The organism is Methylobacterium sp. WL12 (genome assembly GCF_008039475.1).
In the GTDB taxonomy this organism is placed as follows: Bacteria; Pseudomonadota; Alphaproteobacteria; order Rhizobiales; family Beijerinckiaceae; genus Methylobacterium; species Methylobacterium cerastii.
This window is the reverse complement of record NZ_VRUW01000015.1, coordinates 21080-41127: the sequence shown is the minus strand read 5'-3', so window position 1 is coordinate 41127 and position 20048 is coordinate 21080. Positions and strand designations below refer to the sequence as shown.

The following is a 20048-nucleotide window of genomic DNA, read 5'->3' as shown; positions in this document are numbered from 1 at the left end:
TTCGCGACAGGGCTCTGACATGGCCGACACCGCCGCCATCGCGTCCGTGGACGCCGCCCCGATCCTGCCGGCGCTGTCCGAGGGCCGGGACGTGCGGGCCCTGCACCGCAAGATCATGCTCGGCATCGCCGTGTTCCTCGCGGTGGCGCCGTTCGTGCTCTACCCCGTCTTCCTGATGAAGGTGCTGTGCTTCGGGCTGTTCGCGCTCGCGTTCAACCTGCTGCTCGGCTACGGAGGCCTGCTCTCCTTCGGGCACGCCGCCTATTTCGGCATGGCGAGCTACCTCTGCGCCTACGCGGCCAAGGTCTGGGGGCTGACCCCGGAGCTCGCGATCCTCTGCGGCACGCTGACGGCGGCGCTGCTCGGGTTGGTGTTCGGGGCGCTGGCGATCCGGCGCCAGGGCATCTACTTCTCGATGATCACGCTGGCGCTCGCGCAGATGGCGTTCTTCTTCTCGCTCCAGGCCAAGTTCACCGGCGGCGAGGACGGCATCCAGGCGGTGCCGCGCGGCGCCCTGTTCGGCACGATCAGCCTCGCCGACGACCGGGCGCTCTACGGCCTCGTCGCCGTGGTGTTCCTCGGCGGCCTGCTCCTGATCTACCGCATCATCCACTCGCCGTTCGGGCAGGTGCTGAAGGCGATCCGCGACAACGAGCCCCGCGCGATCTCGCTCGGCTACCGGGTGAACCAGTACAAGCTCGCGGTGTTCGTGCTCTCGGCGACGCTCGCCGGGCTCGCCGGCTCCACCAAGGCGATCGTGTTCCAGCTCGCCTCGCTCACCGACGTGCATTGGGCGATGTCGGGCGAGGTGGTGCTGATGACGCTGGTCGGCGGCATGGGCACCGTGTTCGGGCCGATCGTCGGCGCGCTGGTGATCGTCACGATGGAGACCTACCTCGCGCAGTTCGGCGCCTGGGTCACGATCATCCAGGGCGTGGTCTTCGTGCTCTGCGTGCTGCTGTTCCGCGAGGGCATCGTCGGCCTCGTCGCGCGGATCGCCCGGCGCCCGCTGTGAGCCTGGGCGGCCGAGGGAACCGGGGGGAGGGCGGGCGCGCGAGCCCGTTCGAGACCGGGCTCGACCGCTCGGCCGCCAACCACGTGGCGCTCACCCCCGTGAGCTTCCTGGCGCGCGCCGCCGACGCCTTCGCCGACCGGATCGCGGTGATCGACGGCGAGCGGCGCCTGACCTACCGCGACCTCGACGCACGCTGCCGCCGCCTCGCTTCGGCACTGCGGGGGCGCGGCGTCGGCCGGCTCGACACCGTGGCGATCCTGGCCGGCAACGTGCCCGCGATGATCGAGGCGCACTTCGCCGTGCCGATGCTCGGCGCAGTGCTGAACCCGCTCAACACCCGCCTCGACGCGGCGACGCTCGCCGCCTCGCTGGCGCATGGCGAAGCGCGGGCGCTGATCGTCGACGCGCCGTTCCGGGCGATCGCCGAAGAGGCGCTCGAAGCCCTCCCGGAGCCGATCCTGGTGATCGCCGTGGACGATCCCGGCGGCGGCCTCGCCTACGAGGACCTGCTCGCGGAGGGCGACCCGGACTTCGCCGGGCCGGGGCCGGACGACGAGTGGCAGTCGCTCTGCCTGCTCTACACCTCGGGCACCACCGGGGACCCGAAGGGCGCGGTCTACAGCCACCGCGGCGCCTACCTTCAGGCGCTCGGCAACGCCCTCGCCTTCGGGCTCTCGGCCGACAGCGTCTACCTCTGGACGCTGCCGATGTTCCACTGCAGCGGCTGGTCGTACCCCTGGGCGGTGGTGGCGGCCGGCGGCACGCAGGTCTGCTTGCGCAGGGTCGAGCCGGCCGCGATCTACCGGGCGATCGCCGAGCACGGCGTCACGCATCTCTGCGGCGCGCCGATCGTGCTGTCGATGATCGTCGACGCGCCGGACGCCGTGCGCGTGCCGTTCCCGCAACGCGTGCGCTGCGCCACCGGGGGCGCGGCGCCGCCCTCGACGGTGATCGCGGCGATGGAGGCGCTCGGCTTCGCGGTGACCCACCTCTACGGCGCGACCGAGAGCTACGGCCCGGCGACGATCTGCGTGCCCGGCCCCGACTGGGACGCGCTCGCTCCGGCCGAGCGCCACGGCCGCATGGCCCGCCAGGGCGTGGCGCTGCCGACCGTCGCGGCCGCCCGCGTCGTCGATCCCGCGACGCTGGCGCCGGTGCCGCGCGACGGCGCCACGGTCGGCGAGATCGGCTTGCGCGGCAACACGGTGATGAAGGGCTACCTGAAGAACCCCGAGGCGACGGCGGCGACGCTCGGCGCCGGCTGGTACCTGTCGGGCGACCTCGCGGTGCAGCACCCCGACGGGCAGATCGAGATCAAGGACCGCGCCAAGGACATCATCATCTCCGGCGGGGAGAACATCTCCAGCCTCGAGATCGAGGAGGTTCTGACGCGGCACCCCGCGGTGATGCTCGCGGCCGTGGTGGCGCAGCCCGACGCCACCTGGGGCGAGAGCCCCTGCGCCTTCCTCGAGCTGAAGGCCGGTGCGCCGCAGCCGAGCGAGGCGGACGTCGTCGCGTTCTGCCGGGCCGGGCTCGCCCGCTTCAAGGTGCCGAAGCGGATCGTGTTCGGCCCCCTGCCGAAGACCGCCACCGGCAAGATCCAGAAGTTCGTGCTGCGCGAGCAGGCCCGCGCTCTTTAGGATCTCACAGGCTCTCATGGGTCGGAACCCGCGAGGTCCGGCGGAAAGCCCCTCCTGCCGTCACCTGCCGTATGCGCGCATCTCGCCACGCATCTTGAAGGAGTTGCGGGTCCCCTCTCCCGTTCGGGCAGGGCGATCGCCGATGGCGATCGGCTCTTCGGAAACCCGCGGGCAGCACCTTCGTCATCCCGGGGCCGCGCAGCGGAGCCCGAGATCCGGAAACGCAGGTCGCACAGGACCTTGCACGGTCGGCGGCTCTGGATTCCGGGCTCGCCTGCGGCGCCCCGGAATGACGGCGTGGTGCCATCTACGATCGCCCTGCCGTGGGGACGGGGCCGCGCCGTGCTCCGCATGATCGATCCGGGCCGGGCTCGCCGACAGGTGTGGATCTGATGGCGGCGGTCGCGGGGGCCGGACCCTGAAGGCGAGATCATCGCGGGCTGGTGGACGTCGTGCGAAACACGCGGACATGGTCGTTACGCTTCGTTAACCATCCGCTCGCCATCCTGTGCACTTCAAGCCGGGAGCGACCGTGGTGACCAAGACCCTGACCCTCAGCTTCGACGACCCCACCGCCGAGTGCCCGCTGCCGCCGGACGCGCTCGGCCGCATCTCCCGCGCCGACCCGGAGACGGTGTCGGCGATGGTCTGCGAGATCCCCGAGGCGACCCGCGCGCGGCTCGCGGTCTACCTCTACGGCCGCAGCCACACCCACGAGCTCGGCATCCGGATCGCGGCCACCTGCGACGGTGCCGTGCTGCGCCGGGCCGCCGGCCTCGTCGGCAACACCCTCTACGACCTGTCGCGCCGGCCCTACGCGCCCCCGAGCTACGGCAGCCACCGCGCGTCGGGCAGCCGGATCAGCCTCGGCGGACCACGCCTCGACAGCCGTCGCGCCTGAATCCGCGGGACGTGGTAGGCACGGCCCCTTTTCGAGGGATGCCGGCATGTCGTGGATCAGCCTCACCCGGTTGCGGCTTCGCGGCTGGCGCTTCGTGCCCGGGTTCGCGTGGTACGCGGTCCGGTCGAGCCGCCAGGTCGCCAAGGCCGCCGGCTACCTCGACGGCGCGCTGCTCAACGACGCCAAGCTGACCTTCTGGACCGTCACCGCCTGGGCCGATGAGGCGGCGATGCGCGCCTACGTTCTGTCCGGCGACCACCGCGCGGCGATGGGAAAGCTCAGCCGCTGGTGCGACGAGGCCTCCGTCGCCCACTGGAACGGGACCGGCCTGCCGGATTGGGCGGAAGCCGACCGGCGGATGCGCGAGACCGGGCGGCCCTCCAAGGTCCGCCACCCGTCGCCGGTCCACGCCGCGCTCGCCTACGCTCCGCCGCGCACCACGCAGGGCGGCCGCCTCCCGCCCGCGGCCAGTTGAATCAGCCCGGCTTCCGCTCGTCGCCCTTGAGTTCTGCAAAATCGGATTGCGCGAAGGCCAGCCCCCGGAACGGGTCGTCGGCGGTGCCGTCGTGCTCCAGGCGGCGGAGCTGGACCCGGCGGATCTTGCCGGAGATGGTCTTGGGCAGCTCCGCGACGAACTCGATCGCGCGCAGGCGCTTGAACGTCGCGAGCCGGGCGTTGGTGAAGCGGAAGATGTCCAGCGCGGTCTCCCGCGTCGCCTCCGCGCCGCCGACGAGCGACACGTAGGCCTTCGGGATCGTGTAGCGGATCGCGTCCGGCGCCGGCACCACCGCGGCCTCGGCCACCGCCGGATGCTCGATCAGCACGCTCTCCAGCTCGAACGGGCTGATGCGATAGCCGGACGACTTGAACACGTCGTCGGCGCGCCCGACGAAGGTCAGCGTCCCGTCCGGCTCGACGAAGGCGACGTCGCCGGTGCGGTAGAGCGGCCCGTCCGCGCCGGAGAGGGCGCCCGCGCCGTCGTCGTAGCCCTGCATCAGGCCGGCCGGCCGGTCGGCGCCGAGCGCCAGGCAGACCTCGCCCTCGGTGGCCGGCCGGTCGTCGATGTCGAGGATGCGGACCGTGTAGCCCGGCAGCGGCCGGCCCATGGCGCCCGGCTTCACCGTCTGGCCGGGCGTGTTGGCGACCTGCGCCGTGGTCTCGGTCTGGCCGTAGCCGTCGCGGATGGTCAGGCCCCAGGCGTCGCGCACCCGCTCGATCACCTCCGGGTTGAGCGGCTCGCCGGCGGCGCACACCTCGCGCAGCGCCAGGTCGTGCCCGGTCAGGTCCTCCTGGATCATCAGCCGCCACACCGTCGGCGGCGCGCACAGCGTGGTGACGCGGCAGCGGGCGAGCACCGCCAGCAGGGCGGTGGCCGAGAACGGCGCCTGGTTGACCACGAACACCGTGGCGCCCGCGTTCCAGGGGGCGAAGATCGAGGACCAGGCGTGCTTGGCCCAGCCGGGCGAGGAGACGTTGCAGTGGACGTCGCTCGGCTGCAGCCCGAGCCAGTACATGGTCGAGAGGCTACCGACCGGATACGAGCGGTGGCTGTGCCGGACCAGCTTCGGCTTCGCCGTGGTCCCCGAGGTGAAGTACAGCAGGAACGGGTCGTCGGCCCCGGTCTCCGCGTCGGGCGCGAACGTGTCGGCTTGCGAGAACGCCGCCGCGTAGGCGTGCCAGCCCGGCGCGCCCGGCCCGGTCGTCAAGCGCACGACCGACCCCGTGTCGAGGCTCGCGGAGTCGAGGCCCGCGAATTTCGGCACCTGATCGGGCCCGGCCACGATCAGCCGCGGCCGCCCGCGCTCCAGGCGGTCGGCGAGTTCGCCGTCGGTGAGCAGCGTGGTCGCCGGGATCACGATCGCCCCGAGCTTCATCGCCGCCAGCATCGTCTCCCACAGAGCCGGCACGTTGCCGAGCAGCAGCAGCAGGGTGTCGCCGCGCCGCAGGCCCAGCGACCGCAGGTGGTTGGCGACCTGGTTCGAGCGCCGGCTCATCTCGGAGAACGAGATCCGGGTCTCCACCCCCGAGGCCGCGTCGACGATCCACAGGGCCGTCCGGTCGCGGCTTTCCGGGTCGGTCGCGAGGCCGGCGTCGAACCAGTCGAGCGCCCAGTTGAACACCGTCTCGTCCGGCCATCGGAAGCCCGCATAGGCCGCCGCGTAATCGGTGCGGTGGGCCAGCAGAAGGTTGCGGGCTTCGCGAAAGCTCGGCATCGGCGTTCTCCCTGGATTTTTGGTGGCTGTTCCGTTTTCTTGTTTTTGATCGGTGTTTTACGGAAACGAGGAACCGGATGCGCCTCTCCCTCCCCCTCCGCGGGGGAGGGGATGGCGGCCCTACCCGTGCGTGAACTTGGCCGCGCGCTTCTCGACGAAGGCGGCCATGCCCTCCTTCTGGTCCTGCGTGGCGAACATCGCGTGGAACACGCGGCGCTCGAAGCGGACGCCCTCGGTGAGCGTGGTCTCGTAGGCGCGGTTGACCGCCTCCTTGGTCATCATCGCGATCGGCTTCGACATGCCGGCGATGGTCTCGGCGACTCGCATCGCCTCCTCCACCAGCCCGGCGGCGGGGACGACCCGCGAGACCAGGCCGGCCCGCTCGGCCTCGGCCGCATCCATCATCCGGCCGGTCAGGCACATTTCCATCGCCTTGGCCTTGCCGACGAACCGGGTCAGCCGCTGGCTGCCGCCGATGCCGGGCATCACGCCGAGCTTGATCTCCGGCTGGCCGAACTGGGCGGTGTCGGCGGCCAGGATCAGGTCGCACATCATCGCGAGCTCGCAGCCGCCGCCGAGCGCGAAGCCCGCCACCGCCGCGACGATCGGAATCCGCAGGGCGGTGAAGCGCTCCCAGTCGGCGAAGCGATCGCCGGCATACATCTCGGCATAGGTGGCGCTCTGCATCTCCTTGATGTCGGCGCCGGCGGCGAAGGCCTTGGCCGACCCGGTGATCACGATGCAGCCGATCCCCGGGTCGGCGTCGGCGGCGCTCGCCGCCGCGATCAGCTCGCGGGTGAGCTGGGCGTTGATCGCGTTCAGCGCCTTCGGCCGGTTCAGGGTGATCAGGCGGACGCGGCCCCGCGTCTCGGTGAGGATCGTCGAATCCCCGGTCGCATGGTCTTGCATGGTCAGGCCTCCTCGCTCGGTCCGCGCAGCATCCGGATGATCGCCGAGAAGTCCTCGCCGCCATGGCCGGCCTCGCCGAACGTCGCGTAGAGGCGCTCGGCCTCGGCGCCGAGCGGCGTCGCGGCGCCGGCGGCCGCCGCGGCTTCCTGGGCGAGCCGCAGGTCCTTCAGCATCAGGGCGGCGGCGAAGCCCGGCCGGTAGCCGGTGTTGGCGGGCGAGGTCGGCACCGGTCCCGGCACCGGGCAATAGGTGGTGAGCGACCAGCACTGCCCGGACGAGACCGAGGCCACGTCGAACAGCGCCTGCTGGGAGAGCCCGAGCTTCTCGCCGAGCGCGAAGGCCTCGCACACGCCGATCATCGAGATGCCGAGGATCATGTTGTTGCAGATCTTGGCGGCCTGGCCGGCGCCCGCCGCGCCGCAATGGAACACACTCTTGCCCATGCGCCTCAGGATCGGCTCGGCGGCGGCGAAGGCCTCCTCCGCGCCGCCGGCCATGAAGGTCAGCGTCCCGGCCTTGGCGCCGCCGGTGCCGCCCGAGACCGGCGCGTCGACGCCCCAGCAGCCGCGCGCCTCGGCGAGCGCGTGGGCCTGGCGGGCGCTCGCAACGTCCACCGTCGAGGAATCGATCAGGAGCGTGCCGGCGGGAACCGCCTCGACGACCTGCGACCAGACCTCGATCACGTGCCGCCCGGCCGGCAGCATCGTCACCACCACGGCCGCACCGTCCACGGCCTCCAGGACCGAGCCGACGATCCCGATCCCCTCGGCCTTCGCGATCTCCAGCGAGGCCGGGGCGAGGTCGAACCCGCGCACCGAATGCCCGGCCCGGACGAGGTTGGCCGCCATCGGGCCGCCCATGTTGCCGAGCCCGACGAAGGCGATGGTTTGGGGCGTCGTGGTCATGGCTCCTCCGGTCGTGTCTCGCGCGCGGTGCTCCGCGTCGCATCTTGTTTCGTGGCCCCCATCCTCCGCCCTCATCCCGAGGTGCCGCGTCAGCGGGCGCCTCGGGATGCGGGGGCTGGGCGGGAAGCGTCGGCCGGCACCGGAAAGACCAGGGCCGCCCGAGGGGCCAGCCAGGCCTCGATCCGTTCGAGGTCGACCGCATCGAGCGTCGTCGGCGACCAGCGCGGCGTCTTGTCCTTGTCGATCACGGCGGCGCGGATGCCCTCGCGAAAATCGCCCTCGACCAGCAGCGCCAGCGAGGCGTGGAACTCGCGTTCCAGGCAGTCCTCCAGCCGTGCGGACGTGCGGCCCAGACGCAGCAGACGCAGCGTCAGCACGAGGCTCGACGGGGATTTCTCCAGCAGCGTCGTGCGCGTCCGCGTCGCGAACTCGGACCCGTCGGCGGCGAGCGCCGCCAGGATGTCCGCGACGCGGTCGAAGGCGAAGCAGGCGTCGATCAGCGCCCGCGCCTCCGCGAGCGGGGCCGGCTCCGGCGTGACGGCGCGCGCGTCGATCGCCGCCCGGACGCCGGCCTGTCCAGCGTCCGGGGGGAGGGCGGCGAGCGCGTCGACCAGGCCGGGCAGGGCCGCGGCCGGCACGAGGGCGTCGGCGAAGCCCGCGAAGATCGCGTCGGCGGCCCCCATCTGTGCCCCGGTCAGCCCGAGATAGGTCCCGATTTCGCCGGGCGCGCGGGGCAGCAGCCAGGTGCCGCCGACGTCGGGCAGGTAGCCGATGCCGGTCTCCGGCATGGCGATGCGTGAGCGCTCGGTGACGACGCGGTGGCAGGCATGGCCCGACAGCCCGACGCCGCCGCCCATGGTGATCCCGTCCATGATCGCCACGAACGGCTTTTCGAGCCGCGCGATGCGGGCGTCGAGGCGGTACTCGTCGCGCCAGAAGTCCTCGGCGAAGCCTGAACCCGCGCTCTCGTAGAGCGAGCGCAGGTCGCCTCCGGCGCACAGGCCGCGCTCGCCCTCGCCGGTGAGCAGGATCGCGGCGACGCCCGGGTCGGCGCCGAACCGGTCGAGGGCCGCGTCGATCGCGCCGACCATGCCGTGGGTCAGCGCGTTCAGCGCCTTCGGCCGGTTGAGGCGGATGCGCCCGAGGGAGCCGGCCCGCTCGACGAGGACGTCCGACATCAGCGTCCCCCGAGCAGCGCGCGGGCGATGATCACCCGCATGATCTCGTTGGTGCCTTCCAGGATCTGGTGGACGCGCAGGTCGCGGACGATCTTCTCGATGCCGTACTCGGCGAGATACCCGTAGCCGCCGTGGAGCTGGAGCGCCTCGTTGGCGACGTGGAAGGCGGCGTCCGTCACGTGGCGCTTGGCCATGGCGCAAAGCTTGGTCGCCTCCGGCGCCTTGGCGTCGAGGGCGGCGGCCGCATGGCGCAGGAACGCGCGGGCGACCTCGAGTTCGGTTGCCATGTCGGCGAGGCGAAACTGCAGCGCCTGGAAGTCCGAGAGTTTTTGGCCGAACGCGCGGCGGTCTTGCAGGTAGGCGAGGGTGCGGTCCAGCGCCGCCTGCGCGCCGCCGAGCGCGCAGGCGGCGATGTTGAGGCGCCCGCCGTCGAGCCCGGCCATGGCGAAGCGGAAGCCCTCGCCCTCGGCGCCAAGGCGGTTCTCGGCGGGCACGCGGCACTGGTCGAAGCGCACGGCACGGGTCGGCTGGGCGTTCCAGCCCATCTTGCGCTCGTCGGCGCCGAAGGAGAGGCCGGGCGTGCCCTTCTCGACGAGGATCGCCGAGACGCCTTTGGCGCCTTCGCCCCCGGTGCGGGCCATGACGAGGTAGAGGTCGCTGGCGCCGGCGCCCGAGATGAACTGCTTCTCGCCGGTCAGGACGTAGTCGTCGCCGTCGCGCACCGCGCGGGTGCGGAGCGCCGCGGCGTCCGACCCCGAGCCGGCCTCCGTCAGGCAGTAGCTGGCGATCGTGTCCATCCGGGTCAGCGACGGCAGCCAGCGCCGGCGCTGCGCCTCGCTGCCGAAGGCGTCGATGATCCAGGAGGACAAATTGTGGATCGAGAGGAAGGCCGCCACCGTCGGGCAGCCCTGGCCCAACGCCTCGAAGATCAGGCTGGCGTCGACGCGGCTCAGACTCGACCCGCCGACATCCTCGCGGATGGTGATCGCGGCCATGCCGAGGGCCGCCGCCGCGCGAAAAGTCTCGACGGGGAAGCGCTTGCGCGCGTCCCAATCGAGGGCGTGCGGGGCGATGTGCTCGCGCGCGAAGTCTTGGGCCATCTCCCGGATGGCGACTTGGTCTTCAGTGAGGCCGAACGTCATCGGGTGGCCTTTCGTCGTGCCGCTGCTGCAGCCCCGCGCCCGGCAGATGAGGCGCGGGTCCCCTCTCCTGTAGGGAGAGGGACAGGGTGAGGGGCATGACGGAGCCAGATCAGGTGCGGCCTGAACGCGCGTCGATGGCGGACTCAGGTCTGAGGCCTCATACCCCTCACCCCAACCCTCTCCCTATGGGAGAGGGGGCGTGTCGTGGTTCAGCGCATCGTCGGGATCGAGAACTCCGCGCCGCTCTTGATGCCCGAGGGCCAGCGCTGGGTCACGGTCTTGGTCTTGGTGTAGAAGCGGATCGAGTCCGGCCCGTGCTGGTTCAGGTCGCCGAAGCCCGAGCGCTTCCAGCCGCCGAAGGTGTGGTAGGCGATCGGCACCGGGATCGGCACGTTGACGCCGACCATGCCGACGTTGACCCTGGCGGTGAAGTCGCGCGCCGCGTCGCCGTCCTGGGTGAAGATCGCGACGCCGTTGCCGTACTGGTGGGTCGAGGGCAGGGCCAGCGCCTCCTCGTAGTCACGCGCCCGCACCACCGAGAGCACCGGCCCGAAGATCTCTTCCTTGTAGATCGTCATGTCCGGCGTCACGCGGTCGAACAGGCAGCCGCCCATGTAGAAGCCGTTCTCGTAGCCCTGCAGGGTGAAGCCGCGGCCGTCGACGGCGAGCTCGGCGCCTTCCTTGAGGCCGGTCTCGATGTAGCCCTTCACCCGCGCCACCGCCTCGGCGGTGACCATCGGGCCGTAATCGGCCGAGCCATCGTGCGAGGGGCCGATCTTCAGGCTCTCCACCCGCGGGATCAGCCGCTCCATCAGCCGGTCGGCGGTGCCCTCGCCCACGGGCACGGCGACCGAGATCGCCATGCAGCGCTCGCCGGCCGAGCCGTAGCCGGCGCCGATCAGCGCGTCGACGGCCTGGCCCATGTCGGCGTCCGGCATGATGATCATGTGGTTCTTGGCGCCGCCGAAGCACTGGGCGCGCTTCCCCGTCTGGGCGGAGCGGACGTAGATGTACTCGGCGATCTGCGAGGAGCCGACGAAGCCCACCGCCTTGATGTCCTCGTCGTCGAGGATGGCGTCGACCGCCTCCTTGTCGCCGTTGACGACGTTGAGGATGCCCGGCGGCAGGCCCGCCTCCAGGAAGATCTCGGCGATGCGCATCGGCACGCCGGGGTCACGCTCGGACGGCTTGAGGATGAAGGCGTTGCCGCAGGCAATGGCCGGAGCGCACTTCCACAGCGGGATCATGGCGGGGAAGTTGAACGGCGTGATGCCGGCGACGACGCCGAGCGGCTGGCGCAGGGAGTAGACGTCGATGCCGGGGCCGGCGCCCTCGGTGTACTCGCCCTTCAGCAGGTGCGGGATGCCGCAGGCGAACTCGACCACCTCGACGCCGCGCTGGATGTCGCCCTTGGCGTCGGGCACCGTCTTGCCGTGCTCGGAGGCCAGCAGCTCGGCCAGCGGCTCCATCTCGGCGCGGATCAGCTCGAGGAAGCGCATCATCACGCGGGCGCGCTTCTGTGGGTTGGTGGCCGCCCAGGCCCCTTGCGCGTCGCGGGCGTTCTCGACCGCCGCGCGAAGCTCGGCGCGGCTCGCCAGCGCGACGCGGGCCTGGACCTCGCCGGTGGAGGGAAGGAACACGTCCGCGAACCGGCCGCTGGTGCCCTCGACGGCCTTGCCGCCGATGAAATGCCCGATCGTGCGCATGCGCACCTCTCCTTAGCTTCGTTTCCTCAGGACCGGCTTGCGCGAACGCGGCCGGATTTTGGACGGACCATAGCAGCGTCGATCGGGCGATAAAGCTGGACCTGCTCGCAGCCGGTGTGCATCGATGCACAACGCAGCCGGATCGGACCCCGCCCGTGAGCCTCAAGCGGACCCGCAACTGGGACGACCTGCGCTACTTCCTCGCCGTCGCCCGCACCGGCACGCTGACGGCCGCAGCGGTGCAGACCGGCACCGAGCACACCACGGTGGCAAGGCGCATCCTGGCGCTGGAGGAGGGGCTCGACCGGCGGCTGTTCCATAAGAGCAACCTCGGCTACGCGCTCACGGAAGCCGGCGAGGCGCTGCTCGGGACGGCGGAGGCGATGGAGAGCGCCTTCGTCTCGGGGTCGGCTTCCGGCGGGACGGGGCGGAGCGTCTCGGGCACGGTGCGGATCGGCGCGCCGGACGGGTTCGGCAGCGTGTTCCTCGCGCCGCGCATGCACCGGCTGACGCAAGCCCATCCGGGGCTCGAGGTCGAGATCATGGCGACCGCGCGGATCTTCAGCCTGTCGAAGCGCGAGGCCGACATTGTCGTCAGCCTGTCGGCGCCGCAGCAGGCGCGGGTGGTGACGCGCCGGCTCACCGACTACCGGCTCTTCGTCTACGGGTCGAAAGCCTACCTCGACGCGGCCGAGCCGATCCGGACGGTGGCCGACCTCGGGCGGCATCCGTTCGTCAGCTACATCGAGGACATGCTGTTTGCCCGCGAACTCAACTACCTCAACGTGATCGGGCCGGGCGCCTCGGCGCGGCTGCGCTCGACGAACCTCCTCGCCCAGGTCCACGCGACGCTGGCCGGCGCGGGGCTATGCATCGTGCCGGGCTTCATCGCCGCCGCCCATCCGGGGCTCGTGCCGGTGCTGCCGGACGCGCTGTCGCTGACGCGGGCCTTCCACATGCACATCCACGAGGACCACCGGCAGGCCGCCCACATCCGCGAGGTTGCGGCGTTCATCGTCGGGGCGGTCGAGGCGGCGCAGGCGCTGTTCTCGCGGGCGGGATAAGGCGGGCCGGATGTCGCGCCGGCCGTTCCCGACGGGCTTGTCCTGGCGCCCGCGCAACCGCTAGCCTGCCTTGCGTATGATGGGTTCAATCCCGCGCCGCCCGCGTCCCTCGAGAAGACGGATCCAACGCCATGATCAGCGCCATCGCCCTGCCGCGGCTGATGCGGATCGGAGCCGGCGCGTGCGGGCTGTTGCCGGAGGTCCTGGGGCAGCTCGGGCTGTCGCGGCCGTTCGTCGTCACCGATCCCTACCTCGCCGACAGCGGCCGGGCCGGGCGGCTCGTCGAGCGGCTGGCGGCGGCCGGCATCCAGGCCGGGCTGTTCTCGCAGACCGTCCCGGACCCGACGGTCGCCTCGGTGGAGGCGGCCCTCGCGGCGCTCAAGGCCGGCGACCACGATTGCGTCGTCGGCTTCGGCGGCGGCAGCCCGATGGACACGGCCAAGGCGGTCGCGGTGCTGGCCCGCCATGGCGGGCACATGCGCGACTACAAGGCGCCGCACAGCCAGGAGGCGCCCGGCCTGCCGATCCTGGCGATCCCCACCACCGCCGGCACCGGCTCGGAGGCGACGCGCTTCACCATCGTCACCGACGAGGCCACCGACGAGAAGATGCTCTGCGCCGGCCTCGCCTACCTGCCGGTCGCCGCGCTCGTCGACTACGAGCTGACCCTGAGCAAGCCCGCCCGGCTCACCGCCGACACCGGCATCGACGCGCTGACGCACGCGATCGAGGCCTACGTCTCGCGCAAGTCCAACCCGTTCTCGGACGGGTTCGCACTCGCCGCGATGCGGGCGATCGCACCGAACCTGCGTCGGGTCTGGACCGATCCAGGCGACCGCGGTGCGCGCGAGGCGATGATGTTCGGCGCGACCCAGGCGGGGATCGCGTTCTCGAACAGCTCGGTGGCCCTCGTGCACGGGATGAGCCGGCCGATCGGCGCGCATTTCCACGTGCCGCACGGGCTCTCGAACGCGATGCTGCTGCCGGCCGTCACCGCGTTCTCGGCGCCCGGCTCGCCCGGCCGCTACGCCGCCTGCGCCCGGGCGATGGGCGTGGCGCGCGAGACCGACGACGATGCGCGCGCGGTCTCGCGCCTGATCGCCGAGCTGCAGAACCTCAACGACGACCTGCAGGTGCCGACCCCGGGCGATTACGGCATCGACGAGGCAAGGTGGAACGGGCTGATCCCGACTATGGCGGCGCAGGCGCTGGCCTCGGGCTCGCCGGGCAACAACCCGGTCGTGCCGGAGATCGAGGCCATCGCGACGCTGTACCGCCAGGTCTGGGCCGCCTGAGCGGCCCAGCCGGGGCAGGGGTGCGGCGAGCCGTCGTGCCCACGCGGTCTCCGCTTCCGGCTGAACGGTCGGCGCGCATCCCCTCGCCCCGCCTGCGGGGAGAGGGCTTTGCCGACCTCGTCGTCGACGAAGCGAGGCGGCTCGAACGGACGAGGCTCGTCTGGAAGCTCCCCCTCACCGCCGCTTCGGCTTCGCCTTCGCTTCCCGCACGGACGACGAGGTCCGTGCGGGCCTCTCCCCGCCCGCGGGGAGAGGGGAATCCGCGCCTTTCCGGGGAAAGCGGTCGCCCGTTGGATCGCGGGACGGCGTCGTGCGGCGTGCCGGCTCAGGCGGCCTTGCCGCCGTAGGTCGCAAACGAGCTCTCGACCTTGTCGGCGAGGGACGAATCGACGTCGGCCGAGACCTTGAGGCGGCCGGTGAGCTTGGGCTCGCCGTCGGTGTGGGTCTTCGCGACGCGGCCGTCCTCGACGTCGGCGCCGGCGGTCTCGGTGCCGGCGCTGTTCTCGTCCGAGACCGGCGCGATGGTCACGGCCTTGCGGTCGATCTTGTGCTCCTGGACGAGGTGCTCGACCGCCATCTCGGCGTCGCGGCGGGTCTCGAACGTGGCGGCGATGGTCTTCGACATGGTTCCGGCTCCTGTGGCAGGGCGGTTCGGCCCCTCAGTTCGGCCCCTTGGGGGGTTCCGCCGTCAATCGCAGGCGCCGCGGACCGTTCCGGTCGGCGGGGTCGCGGCTTAGTACATCGGCGTGCCGCCGGTGACGGGCACGAGCGCGCCGGACATGTAGCTGCCCTCGCGCGACGCCAGCAGCACGTAGGCCGGGGCCAGCTCGGCCGGCTGGCCGGCGCGGCCGAGCGGCGTCTCGGACCCCAGCGACGCGATCTGCTCCGGGCTCTTCACGATCGGCTGGATCGGCGTCCAGACCGGGCCGGGCGCGACGCAGTTCACCCGGATGCCCTTGGGCGCCAGCAGGTTCGACAGCCCGATCGTCAGGCTGGCGATCGCCCCCTTGGTGGCGGCGTAGATCAGCATGGTCTTGTCGGCGACCTTGGCCTGCTGGCTCGTGGAGTTCACGATCGCCGAGCCGGGCTTCATGTGCGGCACCGCCGCCTGGCACAGGTAGTACATGGCGAAGACATTGGCGCGGAACGAGCCTTCGAGGTCCTTCGCCGTCACGTCGTCGAGCCCGTCGTTGACGGTCTGCGCGGCGGCGTTGTTGACCAGGATGTCGAGGCGCCCGAATTCGGCGACCGTGCGCGCGACGAGGTCGCGGCAATGGGCCTCCTCGCGCAGGTCTCCCGGCAGCAGCAGGGCGCGGCGGCCGGCCCGCTCGACCCAGGCCTTCGTCTCCTCGGCGTCCGTCTGCTCGACGGGCAGGTACGAGATCGCCACGTCGGCGCCCTCGCGGGCGTAGGCGATCGCCACCGCCCGGCCGATCCCGGAATCGCCCCCGGTGATCAGGGCGACGCGATCGGTCAGCAGGCCCTTGCCGACGTAGCTGTGCTCGCCGTGGTCGGGGGCGGGGGTCATCCGCGAAGACAATCCCGGCCGCGCCTGCTGCTGGTCGCCGGGGAAGGGGGGCAGTGCTCCGGCTTCGCGGGGGTCGTCGGTCATGGCTGCCTGCATTCGCTGTCGTTCTCCACCCAGGTAGGGCGGGGCGCCGGCGAAGGACCCGCGACCCGATGACCGCGACCCGATGACTGCGCCCCCGGCGGCTCGGCGGGGGCCGTCAGATCGCCAGGCCGAGCTGCAGCGGCTCCGGGGATTCGCCGTGGTCGAGGGCCGAGAGCGCGACGCCGAGCAGCCGCACGCTGCGCCGGAGCGGGTAGAGGTCGCGCAGCAGGCCGAGGCTGATCGCCTCCAGGCTCGCCCGGTCGCCGACGGGCGAGGCCAGCGAGCGCGCCCGGGTCACCTGCGCGAAGTCCGAAAACTTCACCTTGAGCGTCACGGTCCGGCCGCGCAGGCCCTTGGCGGCGCAGGCGCCCGCGACCTTGTCGAGGATCGGCGCGAGGCGCTCCGCGAGGACGTCGAGGTCGGCGCTGTCGTCGGAGAAGGTGTTCTCGGCGCCGATCGACTTGCGGATGCGGTGCGCCCGCACCGGGCGCTCGTCGATGCCGCGCGCCACCCCGTGGTAGTAGGGCGCCGCGCTGCCGAGGATGGCGGTCAGCTCCTCCAGCGAGCGGGCCTTGAGGTCGCGGCCGGTGTGGATGCCCAGCCGGCGCATCTTCGTCTCCGTGACCGGGCCGATGCCGTGGAAGCGGCCGATGGCCAGATCCTCGACGAAGGCCGGCCCCATCTCCGGGGTGATCACGAACAGCGCGTCGGGCTTGCGGTAGTCGGAGGCCACCTTGGCCAGGAACTTGTTGTACGAGACGCCGGCCGAGGCCACGAGCCCGGTGCGTTCGCGGATCGCGGCACGGATCGCGCGGGCGACCAGGGTGGCGGTCGGCAGCCCCTGCAGGTTCTCGGTGACGTCGAGGTAGGCCTCGTCGAGGGAGAGCGGCTCGATCACCGGCGTGTGCTCGGAGAACACCGTGCGGATCTCCTCGGAGATGCCGCGGTAGACCTCGAAGCGCGGGCGCACGAACACCAGGTCCGGGCAGAGCCGGCGCGCGGTCACCGAGGGCATCGCCGAGCGCACCCCGAAGACCCGCGCCTCGTAGCTCGCCGCCGCGACCACGCCGCGCTCGCGCGAGCCGCCGACCGCCACCGGCCGGCCGCGCAGGGCGGGGTCGTCGCGCTGCTCGACGGAGGCGTAGAACGCGTCCATGTCGACGTGGATGACTTTTCGCACCGGGGCGGTCACTGCGCTGTCCCGTTTGAGCGATCCGTCCGCAGCGCGATCGCAGGCGGATCGATGTTCGACCTTTGTTCCGATCTTCCCGCACTCCGGAGGTCGGTTCAACCCGCAGGTGTGCCACCGTCCACCGCCGAGCGCGCGATCGGGCGGCGCGGCAAAGGCTTTGTTAACCCTCGCCGCCGATGGTCGCGGCATGGTCGTCCGTCGCCGCGTCAGAATGGTCGTGTTGCCCCTCAGCCTCTGGACCCTGTCCGGGCTGGTGGTCGGCTACTTCGTGTATCAGGCCGAGAACGGCAACCGCGGCCTGGAGGCCAAGCGCGCCCTCAAGATCCAGGCCTACGGGCTGACCCGGGACCTCGCGGCCGCCAAGGCCGAGCGGGCGACCTGGGAGCACCGCGTCGCGCTGCTGCGCAGCGAGCAGATCGACCGCGACCTGCTGGAGGAGCGCGCCCGCGTCGTCCTCGGCCGGGTCCACGCCAACGACGTGGTCGTCATCGATCCCTGAACGGCGCTTCGACGCCCGAACGGCCCTTCCCGCGAAGCTCCGAAGCGCCTGACAACGGCCGGAACCTGTCAGAGCGTAGGCCCTCGCATTCCCGGGGCGCGTGTCCTAAACCGACAGGGAAGAGACGCCAGCACGGGAGCACGCCGATGGATGCCGCGAAAGATGCGGGGCACCCCAACCCTGCCGCGGAGGCGCCGGAAGCCGTGGCGGCCGAGCACCAGCCCGCTCCCAACGCGCCGCAATTCACCCGCGAGGAAGACCTCCACGCCTACCACCAGATGCTGCTGATCCGCCGCTTCGAGGAGAAGGCGGGGCAGCTCTACGGCATGGGCCTGATCGGCGGCTTCTGCCACCTCTACATCGGCCAGGAAGCGGTCGTCATCGGCATGCAGATGGCCTCGGTCGACGGCGACCAGGTGATCACCGGCTACCGCGACCACGGCCACATGCTCGCCTGCGGCATGGACCCGAAGGGCGTGATGGCCGAGCTCACCGGCCGCCGCGGCGGCTACAGCCGCGGCAAGGGCGGCTCGATGCACATGTTCAGCCGCGAGAAGCAGTTCTTCGGCGGGCACGGCATCGTCGGCGCGCAGGTCTCCCTCGGCACGGGCCTCGGCTTCGCCGACGCCTACCGCAAGAACGGCAAGGTCAGCCTGACCTACATGGGCGACGGCGCGGCCAACCAGGGCCAGGTCTACGAGAGCTTCAACATGGCGCAGCTGTGGAAGCTGCCCGTGGTCTACGTGATCGAGAACAACCGCTACGCCATGGGCACCTCGGTCGCCCGCGCCTCGGCGCAGACGGACTTCTCGCGGCGCGGCATCTCCTTCGGCATCCCCGGCGAGCAGGTCGACGGCATGGACGTGCGGACCGTGCGCGAGGCGGCGCAGCGCGCGATCGAGCACGCCCGCACCGGCGCGGGCCCCTACATCCTCGAGATGCAGACCTACCGCTATCGCGGCCACTCGATGTCCGATCCGGCCAAGTACCGGACGAAGGACGAGGTCTCGAAGATGCGCGACGAGCACGACCCGATCGAGATGGTGCGCAAGCGCCTGATCGAGCTGCACGGGGTCGCCGAGGCCGAGCTGAAGGCCACCGACGCCAAGGTCCGCGAGACCGTCGCCGACGCCGCCGAGTTCGCGACCCACGATCCCGAGCCGGATCCGTCCGAGCTGTGGACCGACATCCTGCTGGACGCGCGCGCCTGAGGGCGCGCCGCCTCTCCGACGCCCCCTTCAAGGCCGCCCCGCCCGCCTCACCGATCAGAGACCCTTCATGGCGACCGACATCCTGATGCCCGCCCTGTCTCCGACCATGGAGGAGGGCAAGCTCTCCAAATGGCTCAAGAAGGAGGGCGACGCGATCAAGTCGGGCGACGTGCTCGCCGAGATCGAGACCGACAAGGCGACCATGGAGGTCGAGGCGATCGACGAGGGCACGCTCGCCAAGATCCTGGTCGCCGAGGGCACCGAGGGCGTCGCCGTCAACACCCCGATCGCGATCATCGCCGGCGAGGGCGAGGACGTCGCGGCGGCCGCGGCCTCCGGGGGCGGCGGCGGAAAGCCGAAGGGTCCGGCCGAGGGCCATCCCGCCCCGACGCCGGACATGCAGGCGGAAGGGCTCGCCCCGGCGCCGGCGCCCACCGCCAAGACCGGCGACGACGCGCCCCGTGCGCCGGCCGCGCCCGCCGTGATCACCAACAAGGCCGCCGCGCCGGTGATGGAGGAGTTCCCGGCCGGCACCGAGATGGTGACTATGACCGTGCGCGAGGCGCTTCGCGACGCCATGGCCGAGGAGATGCGCCGGGACGAGGACGTCTTCGTCATGGGCGAGGAGGTCGCCGAGTACCAGGGCGCCTACAAGGTCACGCAGAACCTGCTGCAGGAATTCGGCGCGCGGCGCGTGGTCGACACCCCGATCACCGAGCACGGCTTCGCCGGCATCGGCGTCGGCGCGGCCTTGTCCGGCCTGAAGCCGATCGTCGAGTTCATGACCTTCAACTTCGCCATGCAGGCGATCGACCACATCATCAACTCGGCGGCCAAGACCCTCTACATGTCCGGCGGCCAGCTCGGCTGCCCGATCGTGTTCCGCGGCCCCAACGGCGCGGCAGCCCGCGTCGGCGCCCAGCACAGCCACGACTATTCGGCGTGGTACTCGAACGTGCCCGGCCTGAAGGTGATCGCGCCCTACACCGCCTCCGACGCCAAGGGCCTGCTCAAGGCCGCGATCCGCGACCCGAACCCGGTGATCTTCCTCGAGAACGAGATCCTGTACGGCCAGACCTTCCCGGTGCCGAAGCTCGACGACTTCGTGCTGCCGATCGGCAAGGCCCGCATCCATCGCGCCGGCACCGACGTGACCATCGTCTCGTTCGCCATCGGCATGACCTACGCCCTCAAGGCGGCGCAGATCCTGGCCGACCAGGGCATCGAGGCCGAGGTGATCGACCTGCGCACGATCCGCCCGATGGACACCGAGACGGTTCTCGAATCGGTGAAGAAGACCGGCCGCTGCGTCACGGTGGAGGAGGGCTTCCCGCAGAGCGGCATCGGCGCCGAGATCTCGGCCCGCCTGATGGTCGACGCGTTCGACTACCTCGACGCGCCGGTGCTGCGCGTCACCGGCAAGGACGTGCCGATGCCCTACGCGGCCAACCTCGAGAAGCTGGCGCTGCCCAACGTCGCCGAGGTCGTCGAGGCGGCCAAGGCCGTCTGCTACCGGTGAATGCGATCCGCCTTCGCGCCTGAGGGCGGAACCGGGCCGATCGACGG

At 71.6% G+C, this 20048-nt stretch carries 18 protein-coding genes; 9 read left to right on the top strand and 9 right to left on the bottom strand.

The features are described from left to right. Positions 1–19 precede the first annotated feature (19 nt). From FV226_RS08645 to FV226_RS08630, 4 genes are all read left to right on the top strand, one after another. On the top strand, positions 20–1015 hold the full coding sequence (locus FV226_RS08645) for a branched-chain amino acid ABC transporter permease (protein WP_147752107.1): 996 nt from the start codon (positions 20–22) through the stop codon (positions 1013–1015). Further along, positions 1012–2655 carry an AMP-binding protein gene (locus tag FV226_RS08640; protein ID WP_246691534.1) on the top strand — a complete coding sequence of 548 codons (1644 nt, stop codon included), beginning with the start codon at positions 1012–1014 and terminating at the stop codon, positions 2653–2655. Before FV226_RS08645 ends, FV226_RS08640 begins: the two co-directional genes overlap by 4 nt. A gap of 535 nt (positions 2656–3190) precedes the next feature. Then, a complete protein-coding gene (locus tag FV226_RS08635; protein WP_147752106.1) occupies positions 3191–3556 on the top strand; it encodes a hypothetical protein in 366 nt (121 codons plus the stop codon). 46 nt (positions 3557–3602) lie between these two features. Beyond that, positions 3603–4031 (top strand): DUF3291 domain-containing protein, encoded by a 429-nt coding sequence (locus FV226_RS08630; RefSeq protein ID WP_147762591.1) that lies wholly within the window; start codon positions 3603–3605, stop codon positions 4029–4031. Position 4032: 1 nt separating this feature from the next. On the opposite strand, the gene FV226_RS08625 is transcribed toward FV226_RS08630, so the two are convergent. The 6 genes from FV226_RS08625 to FV226_RS08600 all read right to left on the bottom strand — a co-directional run bounded on the left by FV226_RS08625 (position 4033) and on the right by FV226_RS08600 (position 11609). Further along, positions 4033–5769: an AMP-binding protein gene (locus FV226_RS08625; RefSeq protein ID WP_147762590.1), complete on the bottom strand. Its 1737-nt coding sequence runs from the start codon at positions 5767–5769 to the stop codon at positions 4033–4035. A 120-nt stretch (positions 5770–5889) separates the two neighbouring features. Beyond that, positions 5890–6678, bottom strand: coding sequence for an enoyl-CoA hydratase (locus tag FV226_RS08620; protein ID WP_147762589.1), 789 nt, complete (start codon positions 6676–6678; stop codon positions 5890–5892). Between the two features lie 2 nt (positions 6679–6680). Continuing rightward, positions 6681–7583 carry a 3-hydroxyisobutyrate dehydrogenase gene (gene mmsB, locus FV226_RS08615; RefSeq protein WP_147762588.1) on the bottom strand — a complete coding sequence of 301 codons (903 nt, stop codon included), beginning with the start codon at positions 7581–7583 and terminating at the stop codon, positions 6681–6683. A gap of 89 nt (positions 7584–7672) precedes the next feature. Beyond that, a complete protein-coding gene (locus tag FV226_RS08610) occupies positions 7673–8761 on the bottom strand; it encodes an enoyl-CoA hydratase/isomerase family protein (protein ID WP_147762587.1) in 1089 nt (362 codons plus the stop codon). Then, entirely contained in the window at positions 8761–9903 is a 1143-nt protein-coding gene (locus FV226_RS08605; protein ID WP_147762586.1) for an acyl-CoA dehydrogenase family protein, read from the bottom strand. Before FV226_RS08605 ends, FV226_RS08610 begins: the two co-directional genes overlap by 1 nt. 209 nt (positions 9904–10112) lie before the next feature. Then, entirely contained in the window at positions 10113–11609 is a 1497-nt protein-coding gene (locus tag FV226_RS08600) for a CoA-acylating methylmalonate-semialdehyde dehydrogenase (protein WP_147762585.1), read from the bottom strand. A 155-nt stretch (positions 11610–11764) separates the two neighbouring features. Here FV226_RS08600 and FV226_RS08595 point away from each other — a divergent pair, with 155 nt between their 5' ends. Beyond that, on the top strand, positions 11765–12673 hold the full coding sequence (locus FV226_RS08595) for a LysR family transcriptional regulator (protein WP_147752098.1): 909 nt from the start codon (positions 11765–11767) through the stop codon (positions 12671–12673). Positions 12674–12804: 131 nt separating this feature from the next. Further along, positions 12805–13968 (top strand): iron-containing alcohol dehydrogenase, encoded by a 1164-nt coding sequence (locus FV226_RS08590; RefSeq protein ID WP_147762584.1) that lies wholly within the window; start codon positions 12805–12807, stop codon positions 13966–13968. A gap of 325 nt (positions 13969–14293) precedes the next feature. Here the strand turns inward: FV226_RS08590 and FV226_RS08585 are convergent, their stop codons facing one another. The 3 genes from FV226_RS08585 to dinB all read right to left on the bottom strand — a co-directional run bounded on the left by FV226_RS08585 (position 14294) and on the right by dinB (position 16736). Then, complete coding sequence (locus tag FV226_RS08585) at positions 14294–14593, bottom strand: hypothetical protein (protein ID WP_147762583.1); 300 nt, start codon at positions 14591–14593, stop codon at positions 14294–14296. A 108-nt stretch (positions 14594–14701) separates the two neighbouring features. Next, positions 14702–15580, bottom strand: a complete 879-nt coding sequence (locus FV226_RS08580) for an SDR family oxidoreductase (RefSeq protein ID WP_147762582.1) — start codon at positions 15578–15580, stop codon at positions 14702–14704. 115 nt (positions 15581–15695) lie between these two features. Continuing rightward, positions 15696–16736, bottom strand: coding sequence for a DNA polymerase IV (gene dinB, locus FV226_RS08575; RefSeq protein WP_238272823.1), 1041 nt, complete (start codon positions 16734–16736; stop codon positions 15696–15698). A gap of 223 nt (positions 16737–16959) precedes the next feature. Here dinB and FV226_RS08570 point away from each other — a divergent pair, with 223 nt between their 5' ends. The 3 genes from FV226_RS08570 (at position 16960) to FV226_RS08560 (ending at position 20001) form a co-directional block, all read left to right on the top strand. Continuing rightward, complete coding sequence (locus FV226_RS08570; RefSeq protein WP_147752093.1) at positions 16960–17271, top strand: septum formation initiator family protein; 312 nt, start codon at positions 16960–16962, stop codon at positions 17269–17271. Between the two features lie 146 nt (positions 17272–17417). Then, a complete protein-coding gene (gene pdhA / locus FV226_RS08565; protein WP_246691533.1) occupies positions 17418–18482 on the top strand; it encodes a pyruvate dehydrogenase (acetyl-transferring) E1 component subunit alpha in 1065 nt (354 codons plus the stop codon). Between the two features lie 67 nt (positions 18483–18549). Continuing rightward, on the top strand, positions 18550–20001 hold the full coding sequence (locus tag FV226_RS08560) for a pyruvate dehydrogenase complex E1 component subunit beta (protein WP_147752091.1): 1452 nt from the start codon (positions 18550–18552) through the stop codon (positions 19999–20001). Positions 20002–20048: the final 47 nt, after the last annotated feature.